Source organism: Asticcacaulis sp. YBE204, assembly GCF_000495855.1.
Classification (GTDB): Bacteria; Pseudomonadota; Alphaproteobacteria; order Caulobacterales; family Caulobacteraceae; genus Asticcacaulis.
Genome location: NZ_AWGF01000014.1, coordinates 89,498 through 106,748, shown reverse-complemented (window position 1 = coordinate 106,748; position 17,251 = coordinate 89,498). Strand labels below are relative to the sequence as shown.

15 protein-coding genes and 1 tRNA gene are annotated in these 17,251 nt (G+C 62.6%); 10 read left to right on the top strand and 6 right to left on the bottom strand.

Annotated elements, in window-relative coordinates; genetic code table 11:
• Positions 1-49 precede the first annotated feature (49 nt).
• From AEYBE204_RS39685 to AEYBE204_RS36055, 6 genes are all read left to right on the top strand, one after another.
• Positions 50-418: a TonB family protein gene (locus tag AEYBE204_RS39685; protein WP_023463512.1), complete on the top strand. Its 369-nt coding sequence runs from the start codon at positions 50-52 to the stop codon at positions 416-418.
• Positions 418-786 (top strand): hypothetical protein, encoded by a 369-nt coding sequence (locus tag AEYBE204_RS36075; protein ID WP_023463511.1) that lies wholly within the window; start codon positions 418-420, stop codon positions 784-786. Before AEYBE204_RS39685 ends, AEYBE204_RS36075 begins: the two co-directional genes overlap by 1 nt.
• A gap of 92 nt (positions 787-878) precedes the next feature.
• A tRNA-His gene (locus tag AEYBE204_RS36070) sits at positions 879-954 on the top strand.
• Positions 955-1,068: 114 nt separating this feature from the next.
• Entirely contained in the window at positions 1,069-2,160 is a 1,092-nt protein-coding gene (locus AEYBE204_RS36065) for an FAD-binding oxidoreductase (RefSeq protein WP_023463510.1), read from the top strand.
• 87 nt (positions 2,161-2,247) lie between these two features.
• Complete coding sequence (locus AEYBE204_RS36060) at positions 2,248-3,051, top strand: transglycosylase SLT domain-containing protein (RefSeq protein ID WP_023463509.1); 804 nt, start codon at positions 2,248-2,250, stop codon at positions 3,049-3,051.
• Positions 3,039-3,668 (top strand): hypothetical protein, encoded by a 630-nt coding sequence (locus AEYBE204_RS36055; protein ID WP_235068249.1) that lies wholly within the window; start codon positions 3,039-3,041, stop codon positions 3,666-3,668. The genes AEYBE204_RS36060 and AEYBE204_RS36055 overlap by 13 nt, the downstream gene beginning before the upstream one ends.
• On the opposite strand, the gene AEYBE204_RS36050 is transcribed toward AEYBE204_RS36055, so the two are convergent.
• Positions 3,655-5,451 (bottom strand): hybrid sensor histidine kinase/response regulator, encoded by a 1,797-nt coding sequence (locus AEYBE204_RS36050; RefSeq protein WP_023463507.1) that lies wholly within the window; start codon positions 5,449-5,451, stop codon positions 3,655-3,657. The genes AEYBE204_RS36055 and AEYBE204_RS36050 overlap by 14 nt on opposite strands.
• A 183-nt stretch (positions 5,452-5,634) precedes the next feature.
• On the opposite strand from AEYBE204_RS36050, the gene AEYBE204_RS36045 reads away from it, so the two are divergent.
• Positions 5,635-6,804 (top strand): DUF2336 domain-containing protein, encoded by a 1,170-nt coding sequence (locus AEYBE204_RS36045; protein ID WP_023463506.1) that lies wholly within the window; start codon positions 5,635-5,637, stop codon positions 6,802-6,804.
• A 62-nt stretch (positions 6,805-6,866) separates the two neighbouring features.
• Here AEYBE204_RS36045 and AEYBE204_RS36040 read toward each other — a convergent pair whose 3' ends face one another.
• From AEYBE204_RS36040 to AEYBE204_RS36030, 3 genes are all read right to left on the bottom strand, one after another.
• On the bottom strand, positions 6,867-7,355 hold the full coding sequence (locus tag AEYBE204_RS36040) for a hypothetical protein (protein WP_023463505.1): 489 nt from the start codon (positions 7,353-7,355) through the stop codon (positions 6,867-6,869).
• 105 nt (positions 7,356-7,460) lie between these two features.
• Positions 7,461-8,219 (bottom strand): NAD kinase, encoded by a 759-nt coding sequence (locus AEYBE204_RS36035; RefSeq protein WP_023463504.1) that lies wholly within the window; start codon positions 8,217-8,219, stop codon positions 7,461-7,463.
• 46 nt (positions 8,220-8,265) lie between these two features.
• A complete protein-coding gene (locus AEYBE204_RS36030) occupies positions 8,266-9,315 on the bottom strand; it encodes a DUF2336 domain-containing protein (RefSeq protein ID WP_023463503.1) in 1,050 nt (349 codons plus the stop codon).
• Between the two features lie 243 nt (positions 9,316-9,558).
• On the opposite strand from AEYBE204_RS36030, the gene AEYBE204_RS36025 reads away from it, so the two are divergent.
• Positions 9,559-10,938, top strand: coding sequence for a hypothetical protein (locus AEYBE204_RS36025; RefSeq protein ID WP_023463502.1), 1,380 nt, complete (start codon positions 9,559-9,561; stop codon positions 10,936-10,938).
• Between the two features lie 35 nt (positions 10,939-10,973).
• Here the strand turns inward: AEYBE204_RS36025 and AEYBE204_RS36020 are convergent, their stop codons facing one another.
• A complete protein-coding gene (locus AEYBE204_RS36020) occupies positions 10,974-11,813 on the bottom strand; it encodes a neutral zinc metallopeptidase (RefSeq protein WP_031231331.1) in 840 nt (279 codons plus the stop codon).
• A 196-nt stretch (positions 11,814-12,009) separates the two neighbouring features.
• Between AEYBE204_RS36020 and AEYBE204_RS36015 the strand changes: the two genes are divergently transcribed.
• Positions 12,010-13,176: an efflux RND transporter periplasmic adaptor subunit gene (locus tag AEYBE204_RS36015; protein WP_023463500.1), complete on the top strand. Its 1,167-nt coding sequence runs from the start codon at positions 12,010-12,012 to the stop codon at positions 13,174-13,176.
• A 2-nt stretch (positions 13,177-13,178) separates the two neighbouring features.
• The gene (locus AEYBE204_RS36010) at positions 13,179-16,316 is read left to right on the top strand and encodes an efflux RND transporter permease subunit (RefSeq protein WP_023463499.1); all 3,138 of its coding nucleotides are present in this window, start codon (positions 13,179-13,181) and stop codon (positions 16,314-16,316) included.
• Positions 16,317-16,351: 35 nt separating this feature from the next.
• Here the strand turns inward: AEYBE204_RS36010 and AEYBE204_RS36005 are convergent, their stop codons facing one another.
• Entirely contained in the window at positions 16,352-17,236 is an 885-nt protein-coding gene (locus AEYBE204_RS36005) for a mechanosensitive ion channel family protein (protein WP_162148415.1), read from the bottom strand.
• Positions 17,237-17,251 lie beyond the last annotated feature (15 nt).

Genomic DNA, 17,251 nt, shown 5'->3' with positions numbered 1-17,251 from the left:
ACGCCCTGCTCAACCCAAGCGATAACGGTTCTAAAGAGGGGGATTTGAAATGCTTGTATTCAGGATAACGACATCGGTGATGGCCTGTTTGGCCCTGGTCAGTGTTGCGCAGGCGCAGGACGCCGCATTGCCGCCCGTTCCCAGTTTCAAAACTTTGCCGGTCGGACAAGCTATGGCGTCACTTTACCCTAAGGCTGCCGCAAAGGCTCGTATTGAGGGCGATGTGGTTATCGCTTGTGGCTGGACGGCTAAAGGTCATCTCAGAAATTGCCGTGTTATCAAGGAAACGCCGGAAGGTTATGGCTTTGCCGAAGCAACGGTGAAGGGCTTTGAAACCTATGCCGAACTCAAGGACGTCGCGGGAGAGTCGGCACTGGGTGAGGAAAAGAAAGTCCGTTACAAATGGACCATCAGGTAATGCGTAAATTCTCGTATCGATTTGCCATCGGTCTGGTCGGGCTGCTGCTGAGTGTGTCTGTGACCGCCTCTGCCGCGCAAGAGGCTACGGGCCGCTACCACTATAAAAGCTTGCCGTCGCCTCAGGAACTGCCCACGCCGACAGGGCCGAATATGAAGAAAAGCGGTGGCGAAGTTAGCTTTACCTGCGACGTTACCGCTGAGGGGCGGCTGCAAAATTGTGTGGTTCTTACAGAAGATCCGGCGGGTGCCGGGGAGCAGATCGTCAAGGTCTATGTCCGTAGAACGCTTGTCGACATGAAAAAGTCGCAAGCCGCTTTTGAGGCCGGTGAAAAGGTCAAGCTGAGACACCAGTGGACGGTCGATTAGCCGGGTTTTACACGGCTTATATGTCTTTGTCTGAAATTACCCCTTGATCGGCGGGCCGCTGCACGTTAGAGACACGGCCTTCGCGATGACGTGCTGCCTTAGCTCAATTGGTAGAGCGCCAGATTGTGGCTCTGGAGGTAGCTGGTTCGAAACCAGCAGGCAGTACCATCGCGGTGAATTTCCCTACATAGTGATTTTACACGGACCGATTGACGCAATTGTCATGCGGGGTCTGGCTATGCGCGTAAATGACGCTATATACCCGCCATAAAGGATGGTTTTATGGTCTCAGCCTACAGTCTCATCGTTATCGGCGGCGGAATCGTCGGTCTGAGCGTCGGTCTGCGGGCGCTGGATCATGGCCTGTCGGTCAGGATCGTAGCGAAGGACGCGGTGGAGGCTTCGACCTCGGCCCTGTCGGCGGGGATGATCGCGCCGGCGATGGAGGCCCTGACCGAGGCCGATCCCAGGCTGTCCTATGCCCGCTATATCGAGGCGCAGAAGCACTGGCCGTCGTTTGCCGAAGACCTCGGCCTGTCGGAAATCCTCGAACTGGCCCAGCCCGCCGTCTGGCTGTGGTCGGGCGACAACGGCCCGTCGCCCGACGAGATGATGCAACGCTTCACCGACATGGGTGCCAAAGGTCAGGTGATGCGCGAGGAAGATCTGGCGAAGCTGGGCTATCACGCCCCGTTTCAGGCGATCGAAATCGTCGGCGAGTGGCTGATGGCTGCGGAACCGGTGCTGAGTTATATGAAATCGGTCTTTGTCGAGCGCGGCGGGCAGTGGATCGAGAGCGAAGCCGCGCAGGTCACGCCTCAATCGGTGACGCTGAGCGACGGTCAGCGTCTTGAAGCCGGCCATGTCGTGGTGTGCGCCGGGTTCGATTCGGCGGCGTTTGCCGAGGCCGTGCCATCTCTGGCCGCGCTGAAACCGATCAAGGGGCATCTGCTTGATCAGGCACAAAAGGCCGATCCGGCGCTCGCCGGGCGGATGATCCGCTCGCCGTGGGGGTACTGGGTGTTCCTCGACGGTCTGGCCAAATTCGGTGCGACCATGCAGACGGGCAAGGCCGATTACGAGGTCGAACCGGGTGTCGTGACGTCGCTCAGTGAAAAAGCCGCCAAATTCATGCCCGACTCGGTTGGCGGGCTTGCGGATGCCGTGCCGCGCGTCGGTGTGCGGGCGGCGACGCCGGATAGCTGGCCGATGATCGGACGCGACGTCAGTGGCGTCTATGTGGCGACCGGGATGCGGCGCAACGGCTGGATCTACGGTCCCTTTGCGGCGGACGTGCTGATGGCGCAGATCGGCGGGCAGGGGGCACCGGAAGGCTCGGAAGCCTACGATCCGCAGCGATTCACACCCCATTAACCATAATGCGGCAAAATTTGCCGCATGACCTCGTATGCGTCCCCTTATCCCACGTCTGATGGCGTCTCCTCTCGCAAGGGCGGGGTGGTGGCCTCGATCACGCGCGCCGCGCAGCGGACGGGGGTCGACTTCACCTATCTGCTGAAGACGGCGCAGCGCGAAAGCTCGCTCAATCCGACGGCCAAGGCCCCGACCTCTTCGGCGGCGGGCCTGTTTCAGTTCATCGAGCAGACCTGGCTGGCGACCGTCAAGCAGCACGGCGCCAAGCACGGCTACGGTACCTATGCCGACGCGATCCAACAGGGCAGCAACGGGCAATATTACGTCTCCAACCCTCAGGCGCGCCGTCAGGTGCTGGGCCTGCGCTACGATCAGGACGCGGCGGCGACCATGGCGGCGGAAATGACGGCGGGCAATGCCGCCTATCTGAAAGGTCGGACGGGGCGTACACCGACGGCGGGGCAACTCTATGCCGCGCATTTTCTCGGACCGGCGGGGGCGGCGAACCTGATCAAAACGGCGGAGCAGCGGCCCAATGCCTCGGCGGCCTCGCTGTTCCCGGCGGCGGCGGGGGCCAACAAATCGATCTTTTATCGCAACGGTGCACCGGTGACGGTGACGCAACTGATGGCCAATCTCGATTCCAGGGCGGGCGGCACGGGCGAGATGCAGATGCCGGACGCCGAGGACGCGACCTCGGACCTGTTCAACAGCCGCGACGGCTTTATCGTCGCGCGCGCTCAGCGCCTGCAATCGGACGCGCAACTGCTGAATATGGTGTTCGGCGGCGGGGCAGGCGATCAGAGCCTGCTGGTCGCCACACAACTTCTGTCGGCTTTCGGTCCCGGCAAGGACGACAGCGCCGACAAAGACAAATCGTGGTTCGGGTGACCTTCGACCGGCACTGGCAGGCATTATCCCAGCGGCTGGGATTGGCGGATGATACCCGCGAAACGGTACGATACTGGTTGATTGAATGCTACTCGGAGCCCCATCGCTATTATCATCGTCTCAGTCACATCGAAGCCATGCTGGAGGGATTCGTCCGACTGCCGGATTGGACCGATCACGATGCGGTCGAGTTGGCCATTATATTTCATGATGCCATTTACGATCCGTCGCGCAGCGATAACGAAGCGTGCAGCGCCGACGCCATGCGGGCGCGGCTTTCCGAAATCGATGCGATGACGCTCAATCGCGCTTCGGCCATGATCGAAGCGACCAAATCGCACAAGGCGACGGGCGACGCGGATGCCGATAGATTGCTCGATCTCGACATGGCCATCCTCGGTGCGCCGTGGGCGGCCTATACGGCCTATGCCGAAGGCGTCCGGCGGGAATATGAACCCGTCTACGGGGCGGACGCGTATCGGGCAGGGCGCCTGAGCCTGTTCATCGAACCTGCATTGCAGGCGGATCGTATTTTCCTGACGCCTGAGTTCGCAAGTCGGGAGGCGCAGGCTCGTCTCAATCTGAAGCGTGAAGCCGAAACGCTCAGACCGGCATAAGGGCGCGGCGCAGGGCGTCCTCGGACTGCGGCATCAGCAGCGGTTTGATGCCCAGTTCATTCAGGGTTTCGGCCTGATGACCGTCCGGCAGCAGAGCAAGAACGTTCAGCGCCTCATGCGATTGCGTCGAGCGCAGACGCTCCAGCCACGCCGACAAGGCCGTGCGGTTGCCGTCGTCGCTCAGGTCTTCGAATACGCCGGTCGCCACCAGCAAGGCATCGACCTCGCCCTTGGCGGCCAGCGACAGGGCGCGATGGCGCGTCGTGGCGGTCAGACATTTGTGGCCCATCGTTTCCAGCGTGTCGCGCAGTTGCGCCGAGCGCAGGGAATCGTTGGACAGCAATAGGACGCGCAGTCCCGTCGTATCGGCGACGACCGCTGCCGGTGCTTCGACGGCCGGACGCGGGACGGCGATGTTCGCATCGAACGGCAGATCGAGCCAGAACTTCGAGCCGACATCGGGGGTGCTTTGGGCATCGATATCGCCGCCCATCAGTTCAGCGAGGGTCTTCGACAGGTTGAGCCCCAGACCGGCGCCGGAATGACCGGCCGAGGTGCGGGCGATGCGTTCGTGCGGCGCGAAGGCCCGGATCAGTTCGTCGGCGTCGAGGCCGGGGCCGGAATCGACGATTTCCAGCCGGACATGGTTGCCTGACGGCGGCAGAAGCTTCACCTCGACCTTGCCCTTGGGCGTGTACTGGATGGCATTCGACAGCAGGTGCGACAGGATTTGCTCGACGCGCGCGGCGTCGCCGATGGCGGCACCTTGCGTGGGCAAGGCACCCGAAACCGTCAGTTCGAGGCCTTTTAATTGCGCCATCTGACGGAAGCCGTCGGCGATCTCGCGGACGAGGCCGTCGAGATCGAGGGGGCCGGTGACGACCGTCATCTGGCCCGATCGCGCCGTATCGTCGTCGAGCGTGGTGGTGATCAGGCCGAGCAGGTGTTCGACGCCCACCCGGGCGTTTTCGACATAGTGGCGCGGGGCCGGGGCGCGGCTGAGGAGCGTCAGGCCCTGCGACAAATTCTGTTCCAGTCCGCGCAGACCGGTGGTCACTTCGCGCGACAGGGTCTGCATCAGGGCCATCTGGCTGTGGGTCAGGGCATCGCGCGCCGACAGGGCCGCTTCGCGGTCCTGCACCAGTCGCAACTGATTGAATTCAAGGCGGTAATGTTCCTGAAGGTGACGATTGAGGATCAGACCGAACGCCAGGGCCAAGGCCAGGGCCGCGCTGACCAGATTGGCCAGTTCGGTCTGTTCCGGCATCAGGTGCAGGGCGATGATGGGCCCGATCATGGCCAGGGGCGCCAGAGTCAGCAGGTAGAGCAGGACCGGCGCGCTGAAGAAGATGATGCCGACCGCGGCACCGGCGCAGATCAGGACGAAAATATGGGCCTGATCGCCGCCGGTCAGGGCGGTCAGCGACAGGCTGAGCAGGCTGATGGCCCACAGGCCGCCGCACAGCCACTGCCGACGGGTGCGCACCCGAAGGTCGCGCCGCGTCGGGCGGTCGGTGCCTTTCAGCGCAGGCTTGATGAGGAAAAACGCCGCCCAGACGCAGACGAACAGCAGGAGGTTGAGCCCGATCTGCCAGCCGCTGAGGAAGAACTGCGCCGCCCAGACATAGACCGGCAGGCCGATGCCGAAAAAGCCCAGCGCATAGGGCAGCAGGCGCACCTGCGCCCTGAGGCCGTAATCCAGGACGATCTGCGGATCGGTCAGGTCGGGGGGGGCCGGTTCTGAAAAGGTCGGGGCGGGGATGCGGGAAGGATGCGGGAACATGGGGTAATCCTATCAGCAAGACCTTGCGCGAGCGTTACCGATTGCAAATTTAGCGCGAAAATTAACAAATTTGCACACAGCCGCGTGAAGCGGCGCAGCGCGGTAAGGTTTCGTTAGGAATTGAGGCGGAAAATCTGGTCCAGCCGTAGTCCCACAAGGGATTCGGAACGAAGGAATTTCCGCATGTTCGCCTCACGTACCTTTCTGTCCGAGCAGGATATCGAACGCCTCGTCAAAAGCGACAATGCCGACGATCGCGCCGTCGCCACGCACAAGGTTTGCCGCCTGATGGAACGCAGCGATCTGAGCGAGGTCGAACGCGCCGCAGCGCAGGAAATCATCCGCCTTCTGTCCGAAGATGCCGCCGAGCTGGTGCGTCGCGCCCTGTCGGTGACGCTGCGCACCTCCGGCCTTTTGCCGCACGACGTAGCGATGAAGCTGGCACAGGACGTTCATACGGTCGCCGTGCCGGTCCTGTCGCATTCGCCGGCCTTTTCCGACGACGACCTGAGCGAGATCGTCCGGTCGGGCGGGCCTGTCCGTCAGGTGGCCATCGCCAAGCGCGACACTCTGGCCGAAATGGTGACGACGGCTCTGGCCGACTGCGCCGTCGAAGAGGCCATCGTGATTGCCTGCGCCAACGACAATGCGCGATTTTCCGAGACCGGGATGACGCAGGTGCTCGACCGCTTCGGTGCGTCCGAAGTCGTCCACAACACGCTGGTCAACCGCAAGGCCCTGCCGGTGGTGGTGACCGAGCGCCTGATCCACATGGTCAGTCAGAATTTACGCGATCAACTGATGACGCGGCACGCCATCCTGCCCGAAACCGCGATCAAGGTCGCCGACGCCACGCTGGAGCGCGCCACGCTCGACATGGCCGATCAGACGGGTGCCAGCCGCGATCCGGCGGGCCTTGCCAAGCATCTGGTGACCTCAGGCCGCATGACGCCGTCCCTGATGCTGCGGGCGCTGGCGCGCGGGCATATGGGCTTCTTCGAGCACGCTCTGGCCGAGTTGTCGGGCGTACCGCACGACCGCACCTGGCTGATGGTCCACGACGCCGGACAACTGGGTCTGCGCGCCATCTACGACCGGGCCGGGCTTCCGGCGCGCATGTTCCAGACCTTCCGTATTGCGGTGGACACCTATCATTCGCTGGCCAGCGAGCAGTCGGACCTCGATCCCGTGCATTTTCAGGAACGCCTGATCGAGCGCTTCCTGACGCAGGTGCCGTTCGCGCCGCGCGAGGATCTCGTCTATCTCTATGAACGTCTGGACCGCGACTCCAAGGGCCAGCGCTGGGAAAAGGCGACGGCGGAAAAAGGCCTGACGCAAAAGGCAGCAGCTTAACAGCCAAATAGATAAAGGCCCGGAGATCGCTCTCCGGGCCTTTTGTTTTCAATGACTTGCGATCAGACCTTGATCTTGTCCAGATGCTCCAGCACCCGCGCTTCCAGCGTTTCGGCGAGCGTCTTGCCGACCGGATGGGTGTCTTCCTTAATGCGGCCGCGGACGACGGCGCGGATGGCGTCGATATGGGCGTCGATCAGCATCTTGGGCGACTGCATACGGATGTCTTCGTCGTCCAGCATCTTGCAGATCGACCCGGCGATACGCGTGATCAGCGGGTAGCCGTAGGTCGTGCCGAGCCCCTTGAGGTCGTGGCAGCGGAAATAGAGCGCCTCGGCGGTCTGGGTCGTGAAGCCGTCCTTGCGAATGTTTTCCTGCGCGGCCTCAAGCTTGGTGACTTCTTCTTCCAGCCAGCTTTCGAACTGATCGGACAGAGACGTCAGGGCTTCCTCGGCCTTGGCGATGGCGGCCTGATCCAGCGCCCCCAGCTTGCCGCCCACCTTGGCGCGCAAGGTGTTGGGGATTTGGATGATCTGGGCTTTTTCGGACATGCGCTCAAAATTCCTGCGGTTTTGGTCAGGGTGTTAACCGCAGACATTAACCGCAACGGATTTAAGAAGCCCTAATAAGCGCGTAAAAATCAGGTCCGCGCCAATTTAAGACGTGAACTGCTCGGCCATGACGCGTTCGTCGTAGCCGTTGCCGGCGTCGAACAGGATGGTCGCCGACAAATCCGGGGCTTCCGAGACTTCTACTGAGCGGATATGGCGCACTTCGAAGGTGTCGGCGGAAGCCGCGACCGGGCGTTTGTCGAACTCCAGCACCTCGAAGCGCACTTCGGCGGTGTGCGGCAGGATGGCACCACGCCAGCGCCGGGGCCGGAAGGCGCTGATCGGCGTCAAGGCGAGGGCCTGAGCGGTCAGGGGGATGATCGGGCCGTGCGCCGACAGGTTATAGGCGGTCGAGCCGGCGGGCGTCGCCAGCATGGCGCCGTCGCAGATCAGTTCCTCCAGTCGCTCGGTGCCGTCGATCAGAATGCGCAGCTTGGCGCTTTGATGCGTCTGACGCAACAGCGATACCTCATTGAAGGCCAGGGCTTCGTGAACTTCGCCGTCGCCGGTGGTGGCGCGCATGTGCAGGGGGCTGATCAGGGTGCGCTCGGCGTTCTCGATACGCTCGATCAGGCCGTCTTCCTCATAATGGTTGAGCAGGAAGCCGACCGAGCCGCGATTCATGCCGAAGATCGGCAGGCCGTCGCGGAAATAGGCGTGTACGGTTTCCAGCAGCCAGCCGTCGCCGCCCAGCGCCACCACGACGTCCGGGCTGTCCGCCTGACCGTAGCGGGCGCGCAGCGAGGCGCAGGCCGCGAGGGCTTCGGGGCGTTCGGAGGCGACAAAGGCGAGTTTCAGCGACATGAGGTGCCCGCGTAATAAAGGGACATCGCTCTTACCCTAAAACGGTTCAGGCCGGAACGGCTAAAATGGCCGTTAGTCGGGCGCGGGCTTCGTTGCGGCTCAGGTCGAAGATGCTGCGGACGAAAGGCGCGTGAGCGGTCATGCTGTGCGGCTTGCCCTCATTGACGGCCTGAAGTCGCGTCAGCACGGCCGGATAGGCCGCGCGGTCGATGCCCGCCAGCACCAGCATCAGGGTCAGCGGCACGGCGGAGGCGTCATCGAGTGCCCGGCGGATAACGGCGATGTCGAAGCCTGTCGCTCGTGCCAGCCCGGCGCAGAAGCCGCCGAAATCGCCCTGTTGCAGACGATGCAGGGTCTGGCCCTTATCCATCGGGGGAGGGGCGTGGAAATCGATCGCATAGAGTTCGGCGAACCGCGCGTTCAGTTCGTCGCGCAGGCGCGGGCCAGTGAAACCGAGCAGGACGGCCGCCAGCCGACGGGGCAGGGCGGGATGCCGCACCAGCGCGGCCCTCAGTGCGATCCGGTCGCGCGCCGCGTGGCACAGGCGATCCAGATGATGCTCGGACAGGTCGGCGTCGCGATTGTTGAGCAGAGCGAGGCCGACCGCTGCGGCATTCAGGCCGATCAGGGTGTCGATAACTTCAGGCATCAGCATACGGCGGCGGGCAACCAGAATGACCTTGTCTTCAATGCCTTCGGTAATCAGGGCGTTCAGGGCCTCGGCACCCAGCACCGGCGTGTGCAGGATCAAACCGGCGCTGACATCGACCGGCAGGCGACACAGGGCGGCGATCAGCACGGGATCGGCCCAGTCGGCACGCGACAGTTCGGTCAGGATCGGAACCTGATCCGCCGGGGGCAGGGCGACGATCAATTCGCCCAACCGCACCGCCAGATGCCTCGCCTCCGGCGCAGCCGCCTGACCTTCGTCCCGGACCATCTGTCGGGCGGCGACGTTCAGCTGCATCAGGCGCAGAAGCGTGCGCACCTGGGTCAGGGGCTGAAGCGTGCTGGGGCGTACCACCTCCGGCGCGCGCACCTCCACCTTCGCCGAAACGGCGGCTGACAGGGCGGGGGTGGGGCGGCGTGACAGCAAGGCAGACGATCCGGTGACGTGATTCGCAACAGAGTTTACAAAGTCTTGCGGCTTAGGGTGAACACTTGCTTAAGATTAACAGGGTCTGGCGTGATCACAAATGCGACAGAGACCCGATGGCAAGGTTTTGAATATTTTATAATATAGATGGCCCTTGCCGCGTCTTTTTGACGCGTCTGTTAATCTTGTTTCAACAGTGCGTGCCTAGGTTGATACACACCTGTATCAAGCTTAGGGCCAACCATGTCCGCAGTGTCCCCGGAAAGCCGACCGAATGCCCCGGCCGAAGAACGGCTGGTGATCGAACGCGAAGACGCGGTGACGATCGTCGAGCGCCTGCGCGAAACCCATGCCGACGCCAATGGCAACGCCTTTCTGCTCAAGCTCGATGCCCTGATCGTGCGGCTGGGGGCGAAGTGGGACGTCAAGAGCGAACTGGTCTTCGAGCACCTGAAAACCGGCTTCGAGCGTCGCTTTCAGGAACCCAACTGGTGTCTGAGGATCAATGACGACGCCTGGCTGGCCATCATCCCGGATGTGGGATCGCGGCGCGGGGCGCTGGCGGTTACCGAGATGTGGCGCGAACTGGGGAATTTCTTCGTCGGCGACGTCTCGCATCTGGAGACGCCTCTGTTCGAGGTGCGGGTCGAGGACGTCGACCGTTTCATGCTGCGACCCATCGACCTGAAAACCTGGTTCGATCGCCCCGAAGCCGAGGCGGCGAAACTGAAGCCCATTACCGGCGAGACGACCGGCGAGGCCGTGCGCGGCCCCGGCATGGCGCCTCAGATGACCAATATTCAGCGCCCGGTCATCGTGGCGGCGACGGTGACCCACGCCAACCGCACCCTGCGCGTGGCTTCGTCCAACGAACCTTTGTTCGAGATGAAGAAGATGGTGATGATCGGCCACCGCCTGGAACCGATGGTCATGGAAGCCATCGACAACGCGCTTCTGGACCGTAAGGCGCTGGCGGCGATGGACTGGGGTCTGCGCGAGCAGATCGACCTGACCAATATCGAGCAGGGCCTGAAAATCCTCAGGATGCGCGAACCCGAACAGCGCAAGATGCTGATGGTCGTGCCGGCGGCGTTCTCGACCTTCGCCTCGCAGCGCGCGCGTCAGAAGATCACCCACGACGTGGCGAAAGCTGCCGCCGAAATGGGGTTGAAAGTATTGTTCGAGATCCGCGGGCTCGACGGTGTGCCGCCGCATCGGGTGCTGGAAATCGTCTCGATGATCAAGCCGTTCTGCATGACGGTGGTGGGCCATGTTTCGGCAGATCGCAAGGTTATCGCGGCGCTGAACAAGTGCGGCCTGTCGGGTATCTGCATCGAGCACGACGGCGTCCGGCGCGACGACGACGCCTTGCAGGAGTATCTGACACAATTGTCCGTCGCGGCAAAGGCCTCGGCAGGAGCGTGCATGGTGCAGGGCTTCGACAGCTATCGTCAGATGGCCGTGGCGCGTCTGGCCGGGGTGACCCATGCTTCGATCAAGACGGCGGCGATGATGAGCCCGCGCGGAGCGGGCGCGGCGGCCAAGACGGTCGCAGAGGGTCTTACTCTGACCTCGTCGCCTCAGGCGCAGGCGGCGCTGAGTGCCCTGGAACGACCGGAGTAATCTCTCTCCTCCCCCACTGCGTAGGGAGGAGGGCGTTAATTGAACGTGTTGCACGCATTCGGATCGCCGGATGAATACCCCGCATTGAACCAGAACATGCGTTCCTTCGACGTGCCGTGGGTGAAGCTGTCGGGCATGACCTGACCACCGGAGCGCTTTTGCAGCGTGTCGTCGCCGACCGCCGAAGCCGCCGTGATGGCTTCCTCCAGATCGCCCGATTGCAGCCAGTGATTCTGCGCGTCCGAGCGTTTGGCCCACACGCCGGCATAACAATCGGCCTGAAGCTCCAGCTTCACCGACAAGGCGTTGGACTCGCTCTCGCCCAGAGCCCGGCGGGCGTTCTGCACCTTGTCCGACACGCCGGTGACGTTCTGGACGTGGTGGCCGACCTCGTGGCCGATGACATAGGCCAGGGCGAAGTCGCCCGACGCCCCCAGATCGCGCTCCAGCGTATGGGCGAAGTCGAGGTCGAGATAGACGCGCTGATCAGCCGGACAATAGAACGGCCCCATCGCCGATTGTCCCATGCCGCAACCGGTCTGGGTGCCCTGCGTATAGAGGACGATGGTCGAAGGCTGATATCCCTGAATCAGGCCGCCCCACACGTCGTTGGCCGAGGTGTGAATCACGTCGGCAAAATCGCAGGCCTTGTCGCCTTCGGGGCAACCACCGACGGCCACGGAACTTTGCGTCCCGGTCTGGCCTGTCTGGCTCAACAGAACCTGAGGGTCGATGCCGAAGACGAAATAGCCGATCAGGGCGATGACCACCGCGCCGATACCGCCGCCGCCCAAAGCCACACCCGCCCCCATTCCACTACCTTGGCCGCGACGATCTTCGACCCCGCCGCGCCGTCCGCCCTGCCAGTCAACCATGTGCCTGTGTTCCCTCTGATTGTTTCTCTGTCAGTTTAACCGGCTTTCGTAAGGAGACAATAGGGTACCCTTTGACGCCGCCCATCGCGCCTGTGTGGATTTAGTTGCATTGCATATTTTTAATGCACGCTTCGTTGACTGTTCGTTCAGTAAAACGATAGATGAGAATTGATATCAAGCCGTTCAGGAACCCGCTATGCGCGCCGTCTTTCCCGCGATTACTAATGTTATATCGTACCGTTCAGCGTTGAAGGTCTCAGCGGTCGCCGCCGTGATGCTTCTGGGAGGGACCCTGCTGACGGGCTGCTCCGGCGGTAAGAAGGACAAAGAGGCGGAGAAGGGTGCGGCGCACCACAATGCGCTGGTCGAGGTCGCGGTGGCGGGCGAAGCCGTGGCGCCGGGTCTGATCACGGGATCGGGCACCATCGGGGCGTGGCAGGAAGCCCCCATCGGCGCGGAAGTCGGCGGCCTGACGGCCACGGCGGTTCTGGTCGATGAAGGTCAATACGTTACCCAGGGCCAGCCGCTGCTGAAAATGAACGATGCCGGTCTGCGCGCGCAGTACCAACAGGCCGAGGCCGGGGTGTCGAGCGCCAGGGCGCAGGCCGTCGAGGCCGAGCGCGCCTATCAGCGCTACAAGGAACTGTTCGACAAGGGCTATGCCTCGCAGGCGGCCATCGATGAAAAAGAGTCCGCGCACAAGACGGCACTGGCTCAGGTCTCTACCGCCGAAGCCTCGCGCACCGAGGTCGGCACGCGTCTGGCTCAGACGGTGGTCCGCGCGCCTGTATCGGGCCTGATCACCTCGCGCACCGCCGTGGCGGGTCAGATCGTCAGCCCCGGCGTCGAGCTGTTCCGCATCGTTCGCGACAACCGCATCGAACTGAACATGGAAGTGGTCGAGACCGAACTCAACCTGATCAAGCCGGGCATGAGCGCCACGGTCACCAACGATCTGGGCAACAGCGTGTCCGGCACGGTCCGCGTCGTCACCCCGGCGGTCAATCCGGAAACGCGCCTCGGCTATGCCCGCATCGCCATCCCGGCCACGGCGGGTTTCAAACCGGGTCAGTTCGGTCGCGGCAGCGTCAATGTCGGCGACCGCAACGTCGTCAGCGTGCCGCAAAAAGCCATTGTTTATAAAGACAACCGTTCGGGCGTCTTCGTGGTCGACGCCAAGAACAAGGCCGTTTTCCGGGCGGTGACACTGGGGCAGGTGACCGGCAATACGGTCGTCCTGCGCGACGGCGTGACGCCGGGTGAAAAGGTCGTCACGACGGGGGCAGGTTTCCTCAATGACGGCGATACGGTCACGATCGGTAAGGCCCCTGCGGCCAAGCCCGCCGGCAGCGAGGCGAAGTAATCATGTCGACTCCTCCTACAGCCGACAAACGTCCCGGCGGCTTCCAGATTTCATCGTGGTCGATCCGCAACCCGATCCCGACTCTGGTCTTCTTCATCCTGATGACCTTTCTGGGGATCGCCGGTTTCCAGAGCATGCGGGTTAATAACTGGCCCGACGTCGATTTCCCGTTCGTCGTCGTGACGGTGGTGCGCTCCGGCGCTGCGCCGTCCGAACTGCAAAATCAGGTCACCCGTATCGTCGAGGACTCGGTGTCGGGCCTCGGCGACGTGCGCCACATCCGCTCGGTCGTGTCGGAAGGCGCCTCGACCACACTCGTGCAGTTCCAGTTGGGGACGGACCTCGAAAAGGCGACCAACGACGTGCGCAACGCGGTGGCGGGGGTGCGCGGCAACCTGCCCGGCGACGTGCAGGACCCGATCATTTCGCGCGTCGACAATGCGTCGGGGCAGCCGCTTCTGACCTACACGATCCGGGCGTCGAACATGTCGCCGGAACAGCTGTCGTGGTATGTCGACAACGATATTTCCAAGCGCGTTCTGGGTGTCAAGGGCGTCGCCAAGGTCAACCGCAACGGCGGCGTCGATCGTGAAATCCGCGTCGAGCTGGATGCCGGGAAGCTGGCCGGGCTGGGCGTCACCGCCGCCGACATCAGCCAGCAACTGACTGCCTTCAACGTCAACATGCCCGGCGGCCGCTTCAATTCCGGCGGCACGGAACAGACGATCCGCACGCTCGGCAATGCCGATACGGTTGCCGCCCTGTCGGACAAGCGCATCACCCTGTCGAATGGCAGCAGCGTCCGTCTCGGCGATCTGGGTCAGGTCATCGACACCTGGTCGGAGCCGCGCTCGCGCGCCCGCTTCAATGGCAACGAAGTCGTCGGCTTCAATGTCGAGCGCACGCGCAACACCTCCGAAGTCCATGTCGCCGAAGGCGTTCGCGCGGCGCTCGACAAACTTCAGGCCGAAAACCCGAACGTTCAGATCGTGCAGGTCGCCTCGTCGGTCGATGAAGTGCATCGCTCCTACGAGGTGTCGTTCGAGGCGCTGATCATCGGCGCGCTGCTGGCGGTCTTCGTGGTGTGGCTGTTCCTGCGCGACCTGCGCGCGACCTTTATCGCCGCTGTCGCCATGCCGATGTCATTGCTGCCTACCTTCTACGTGATGCACGCCATCAACGAGTCGTTCAACATCGTCTCGCTGCTGGCCCTGTCGCTGACCGTCGGCATTCTCGTCGACGACGCCATCGTGGAAATCGAGAACATCGTCCGTCACATCCGCGAAGGCAAGAAGCCCTATCAGGCCGCCATCGAGGCCGCAGACGAAATCGGTCTGGCCGTCGTGGCGACGACCGCGACCCTGGTGGCCGTCTTCGCGCCGACCGGTTTCATGCCGGGCATTGTGGGACAGTTCTTCAAGACCTTCGCCATCGCTGCCTGCGTCTCGGTCATCTTCTCGCTGGTGGTCGCGCGAACCCTGACGCCGCTAATGGGGGCCTATCTCCTGCGCGTCAAGCCGGGCGAGGAGCACAAGCACGACGAACCCTTCTGGATGAAGGACTACCTCAAACTGCTCGGCTTCTGCCTGCGCCATAAATGGCTGACGGTCGCCGCGGCGATCCTGTTCTTCGTCAGTTCGACGGCGCTGGTCATCGTCATCCCTTCGGACAACATTCCGGCGGGCGATCAGTCGATGTCGGTGATGAACGTCACCTATCCGCCGGGGACGCCGCTGGCTGAAACCGACGCGACGGTGCAGGCCTTCATGGCCGAGCTGAAAAAGCGTCCTGAGGTCAAGAGCACCTACGCCGTCATCGGCACCAATACGGCCACCCTGACGGTCAATCTGGTGCCGATCAAGGACCGCAAGATGTCGCAGACGGAATTCGAGCGGTCCTTCACCGAGGTTCTGCACAACTATCCCGGTGTCCATGCCTCCTTCGGTCAGGAAGGCGGCGGCGGGACCGGCGTGTCCTACCTGCTGGTGTCCGACAATCACGAAACCCTGCGCGACACCTCGATCCAGCTGATCCGCGAAATGCAGGGGCTCAAGGAACTGACCAACGTCCATTCGGACGACAACGTCACGCGGCCGGAAATCATCATCACGCCCAAGGCCGATCAGGCCGCATTGATGGGGGTTTCGACCCAGGCGATTTCTCAGGCGGCCCGCGTGGCGACCATGGGCGACATCGATCAGGTGCTGGCCAAATATAACGACGGCGACCGTCAGGTCCCGATCCGCGTCCTGCTCAAGGAGTCTACACGCCTCGACGTCAATAATCTCGATACCCTGATGGTGCCGACCCGGTTCGGCACCTCGGTGCCGCTGACGGCGGTGGCCGACGTCACCTTCGGGGCCGGGCCGATCGAGATCAACCGCCTAGACCGGACGCGCTCGTCCACCATCAAGGCCGACCTCAACGGCGTGCCCAACGGCACGGCGGACAAGGCGATCAAGGCCCTGCCGACGATGAAGAAGGTCATGGCCGGCGAAGTTCCCGGCGTGCGCAGCGTCGTCTCGCCGGACAGCGAAGACTTCGCCGATATGGGCAAGAACTTCGGCATCGCGATCGGAACCGGGATCATCCTGATGCTGATCGTGCTTATCCTGCTGTTCGGCAGCTTCAGCCACCCGTTCACCATCCTGATGGCCCTGCCGGTGTCGTTCGGCGGCGCCTTCATCGCGCTGGTCCTGTGCGGGATGTCGATGTCTATGCCGTCGATGATCGGCCTGATCATGCTCACCGGCATCGCGGCCAAGAATTCGATCCTGCTGGTCGAATACGCCATGGTCGAGATGAAGGCCGGGGTGCCGCGTCAGGACGCCCTGATGGATGCCGCCCGCAAACGCGCCCGTCCGATTATCATGACGACGATTGCGATGGGGGCAGGGATGATCCCGGTCGCCGTCGGCAGCGACGCCTTCCGTCAGCCGATGGCCGTGGCGGTGATCGGCGGCCTGATCACCTCGACGCTTTTGTCGCTGCTGTTCATTCCGGTCATGTATATCCTGATCGACAAGCTGTCGAACGCCATCGGCAAGCGCATCTCGCCGTTCTTCCATGCCGACGGCAAGGCGGAGGACGAGAAGCGCGTTTTGTCGGCGGATGAGTATAACCACCTTAAAGACGAGTAAGAAAAAGCCCGGTCAACCGACCGGGCTTTTTCTTATCAGGCTGCCGGTGGGGTTGGCGTTTCCGGCTTAGGATACTTCTCGATCCCGACCTGATGCGGGTAGGGGATCATGATGCCGTGGGCGTGGAAGGTTTCCTTGATCGATTTGAGGATATCGGCGCGGATCTGACCGTGCTTGGCGACCTCGACCTGCGCGGTGACCTTGAGTTGCACGCCATTGTCCATGAAGTTTTCGACGCCTGCCCACACGGCGGGCGTTCCCATCGTCCCCGGATGCTCGGCGGTGATGGTCTTGAGAATGCCGAGCGCCTCATCGAGATCGGTGGCGAAATCGACGTTTACCAACAGGGCCAGAGTCCGGTGGCCGTAATGGGTCTGGTTGATGATGCGGTCGGAAAAGATCTTGGCGTTAGGGATATAGACCTTGTGATTGTCGCCATTGGTGATCTCGGTCAGGAACAGGCCCAGCCGCACGACCGTGCCCGAACTGTCCCCGATGGTGACGGTATCGCCGATACGGTAGGGCTTCTGCGCGAGCAGCATGATCCCCGACGCCACATTGGCCAGCGTCCCTTGCAGCGACAGGCCGATGGCCAGCGACGCGGCACCCAGCACGGTCAGGATCGAGGTCGTCTGCACGCCCAGCCGATTGAGGATAACGACCAGCCCGACGATCATCACCATCCACCAGACGAGTTGCGACAGGAACTCCGGCAGGGTGCGGTCGGCGTCGGAATGGGCATAGCGCTTGGCGGTTTTTTTCACCGTGTTCGACAGCCACTGCGAGAGGAACAGGGTGACCATCAGGATCAGGGCGGCGATCAGCAGGTTCGACAGGAAAACCGAATGCTGAGTAATGTCGCCCCAGGCATTTTTCACATTGGCAACGAAATAGCCGAAGCGCGTGGTTAGTTCAGTCATATCGAAGGTCATAGG

Coding starts and splice junctions, on each gene's coding strand:
- AEYBE204_RS39685 (WP_023463512.1), top strand. CDS start 50: ATGCTTGTATTCAGGATAACGACATCGGTGATGGCCTGTTTGGCCCTG.
- AEYBE204_RS36075 (WP_023463511.1), top strand. CDS start 418: ATGCGTAAATTCTCGTATCGATTTGCCATCGGTCTGGTCGGGCTGCTG.
- AEYBE204_RS36065 (WP_023463510.1), top strand. CDS start 1,069: ATGGTCTCAGCCTACAGTCTCATCGTTATCGGCGGCGGAATCGTCGGT.
- AEYBE204_RS36050 (WP_023463507.1), bottom strand. CDS start 5,451: ATGTTCCCGCATCCTTCCCGCATCCCCGCCCCGACCTTTTCAGAACCG.
- AEYBE204_RS36045 (WP_023463506.1), top strand. CDS start 5,635: ATGTTCGCCTCACGTACCTTTCTGTCCGAGCAGGATATCGAACGCCTC.
- AEYBE204_RS36040 (WP_023463505.1), bottom strand. CDS start 7,355: ATGTCCGAAAAAGCCCAGATCATCCAAATCCCCAACACCTTGCGCGCC.
- AEYBE204_RS36035 (WP_023463504.1), bottom strand. CDS start 8,219: ATGTCGCTGAAACTCGCCTTTGTCGCCTCCGAACGCCCCGAAGCCCTC.
- AEYBE204_RS36025 (WP_023463502.1), top strand. CDS start 9,559: ATGTCCGCAGTGTCCCCGGAAAGCCGACCGAATGCCCCGGCCGAAGAA.
- AEYBE204_RS36020 (WP_031231331.1), bottom strand. CDS start 11,813: ATGGTTGACTGGCAGGGCGGACGGCGCGGCGGGGTCGAAGATCGTCGC.
- AEYBE204_RS36015 (WP_023463500.1), top strand. CDS start 12,010: ATGCGCGCCGTCTTTCCCGCGATTACTAATGTTATATCGTACCGTTCA.
- AEYBE204_RS36010 (WP_023463499.1), top strand. CDS start 13,179: ATGTCGACTCCTCCTACAGCCGACAAACGTCCCGGCGGCTTCCAGATT.
- AEYBE204_RS36005 (WP_162148415.1), bottom strand. CDS start 17,236: ATGACTGAACTAACCACGCGCTTCGGCTATTTCGTTGCCAATGTGAAA.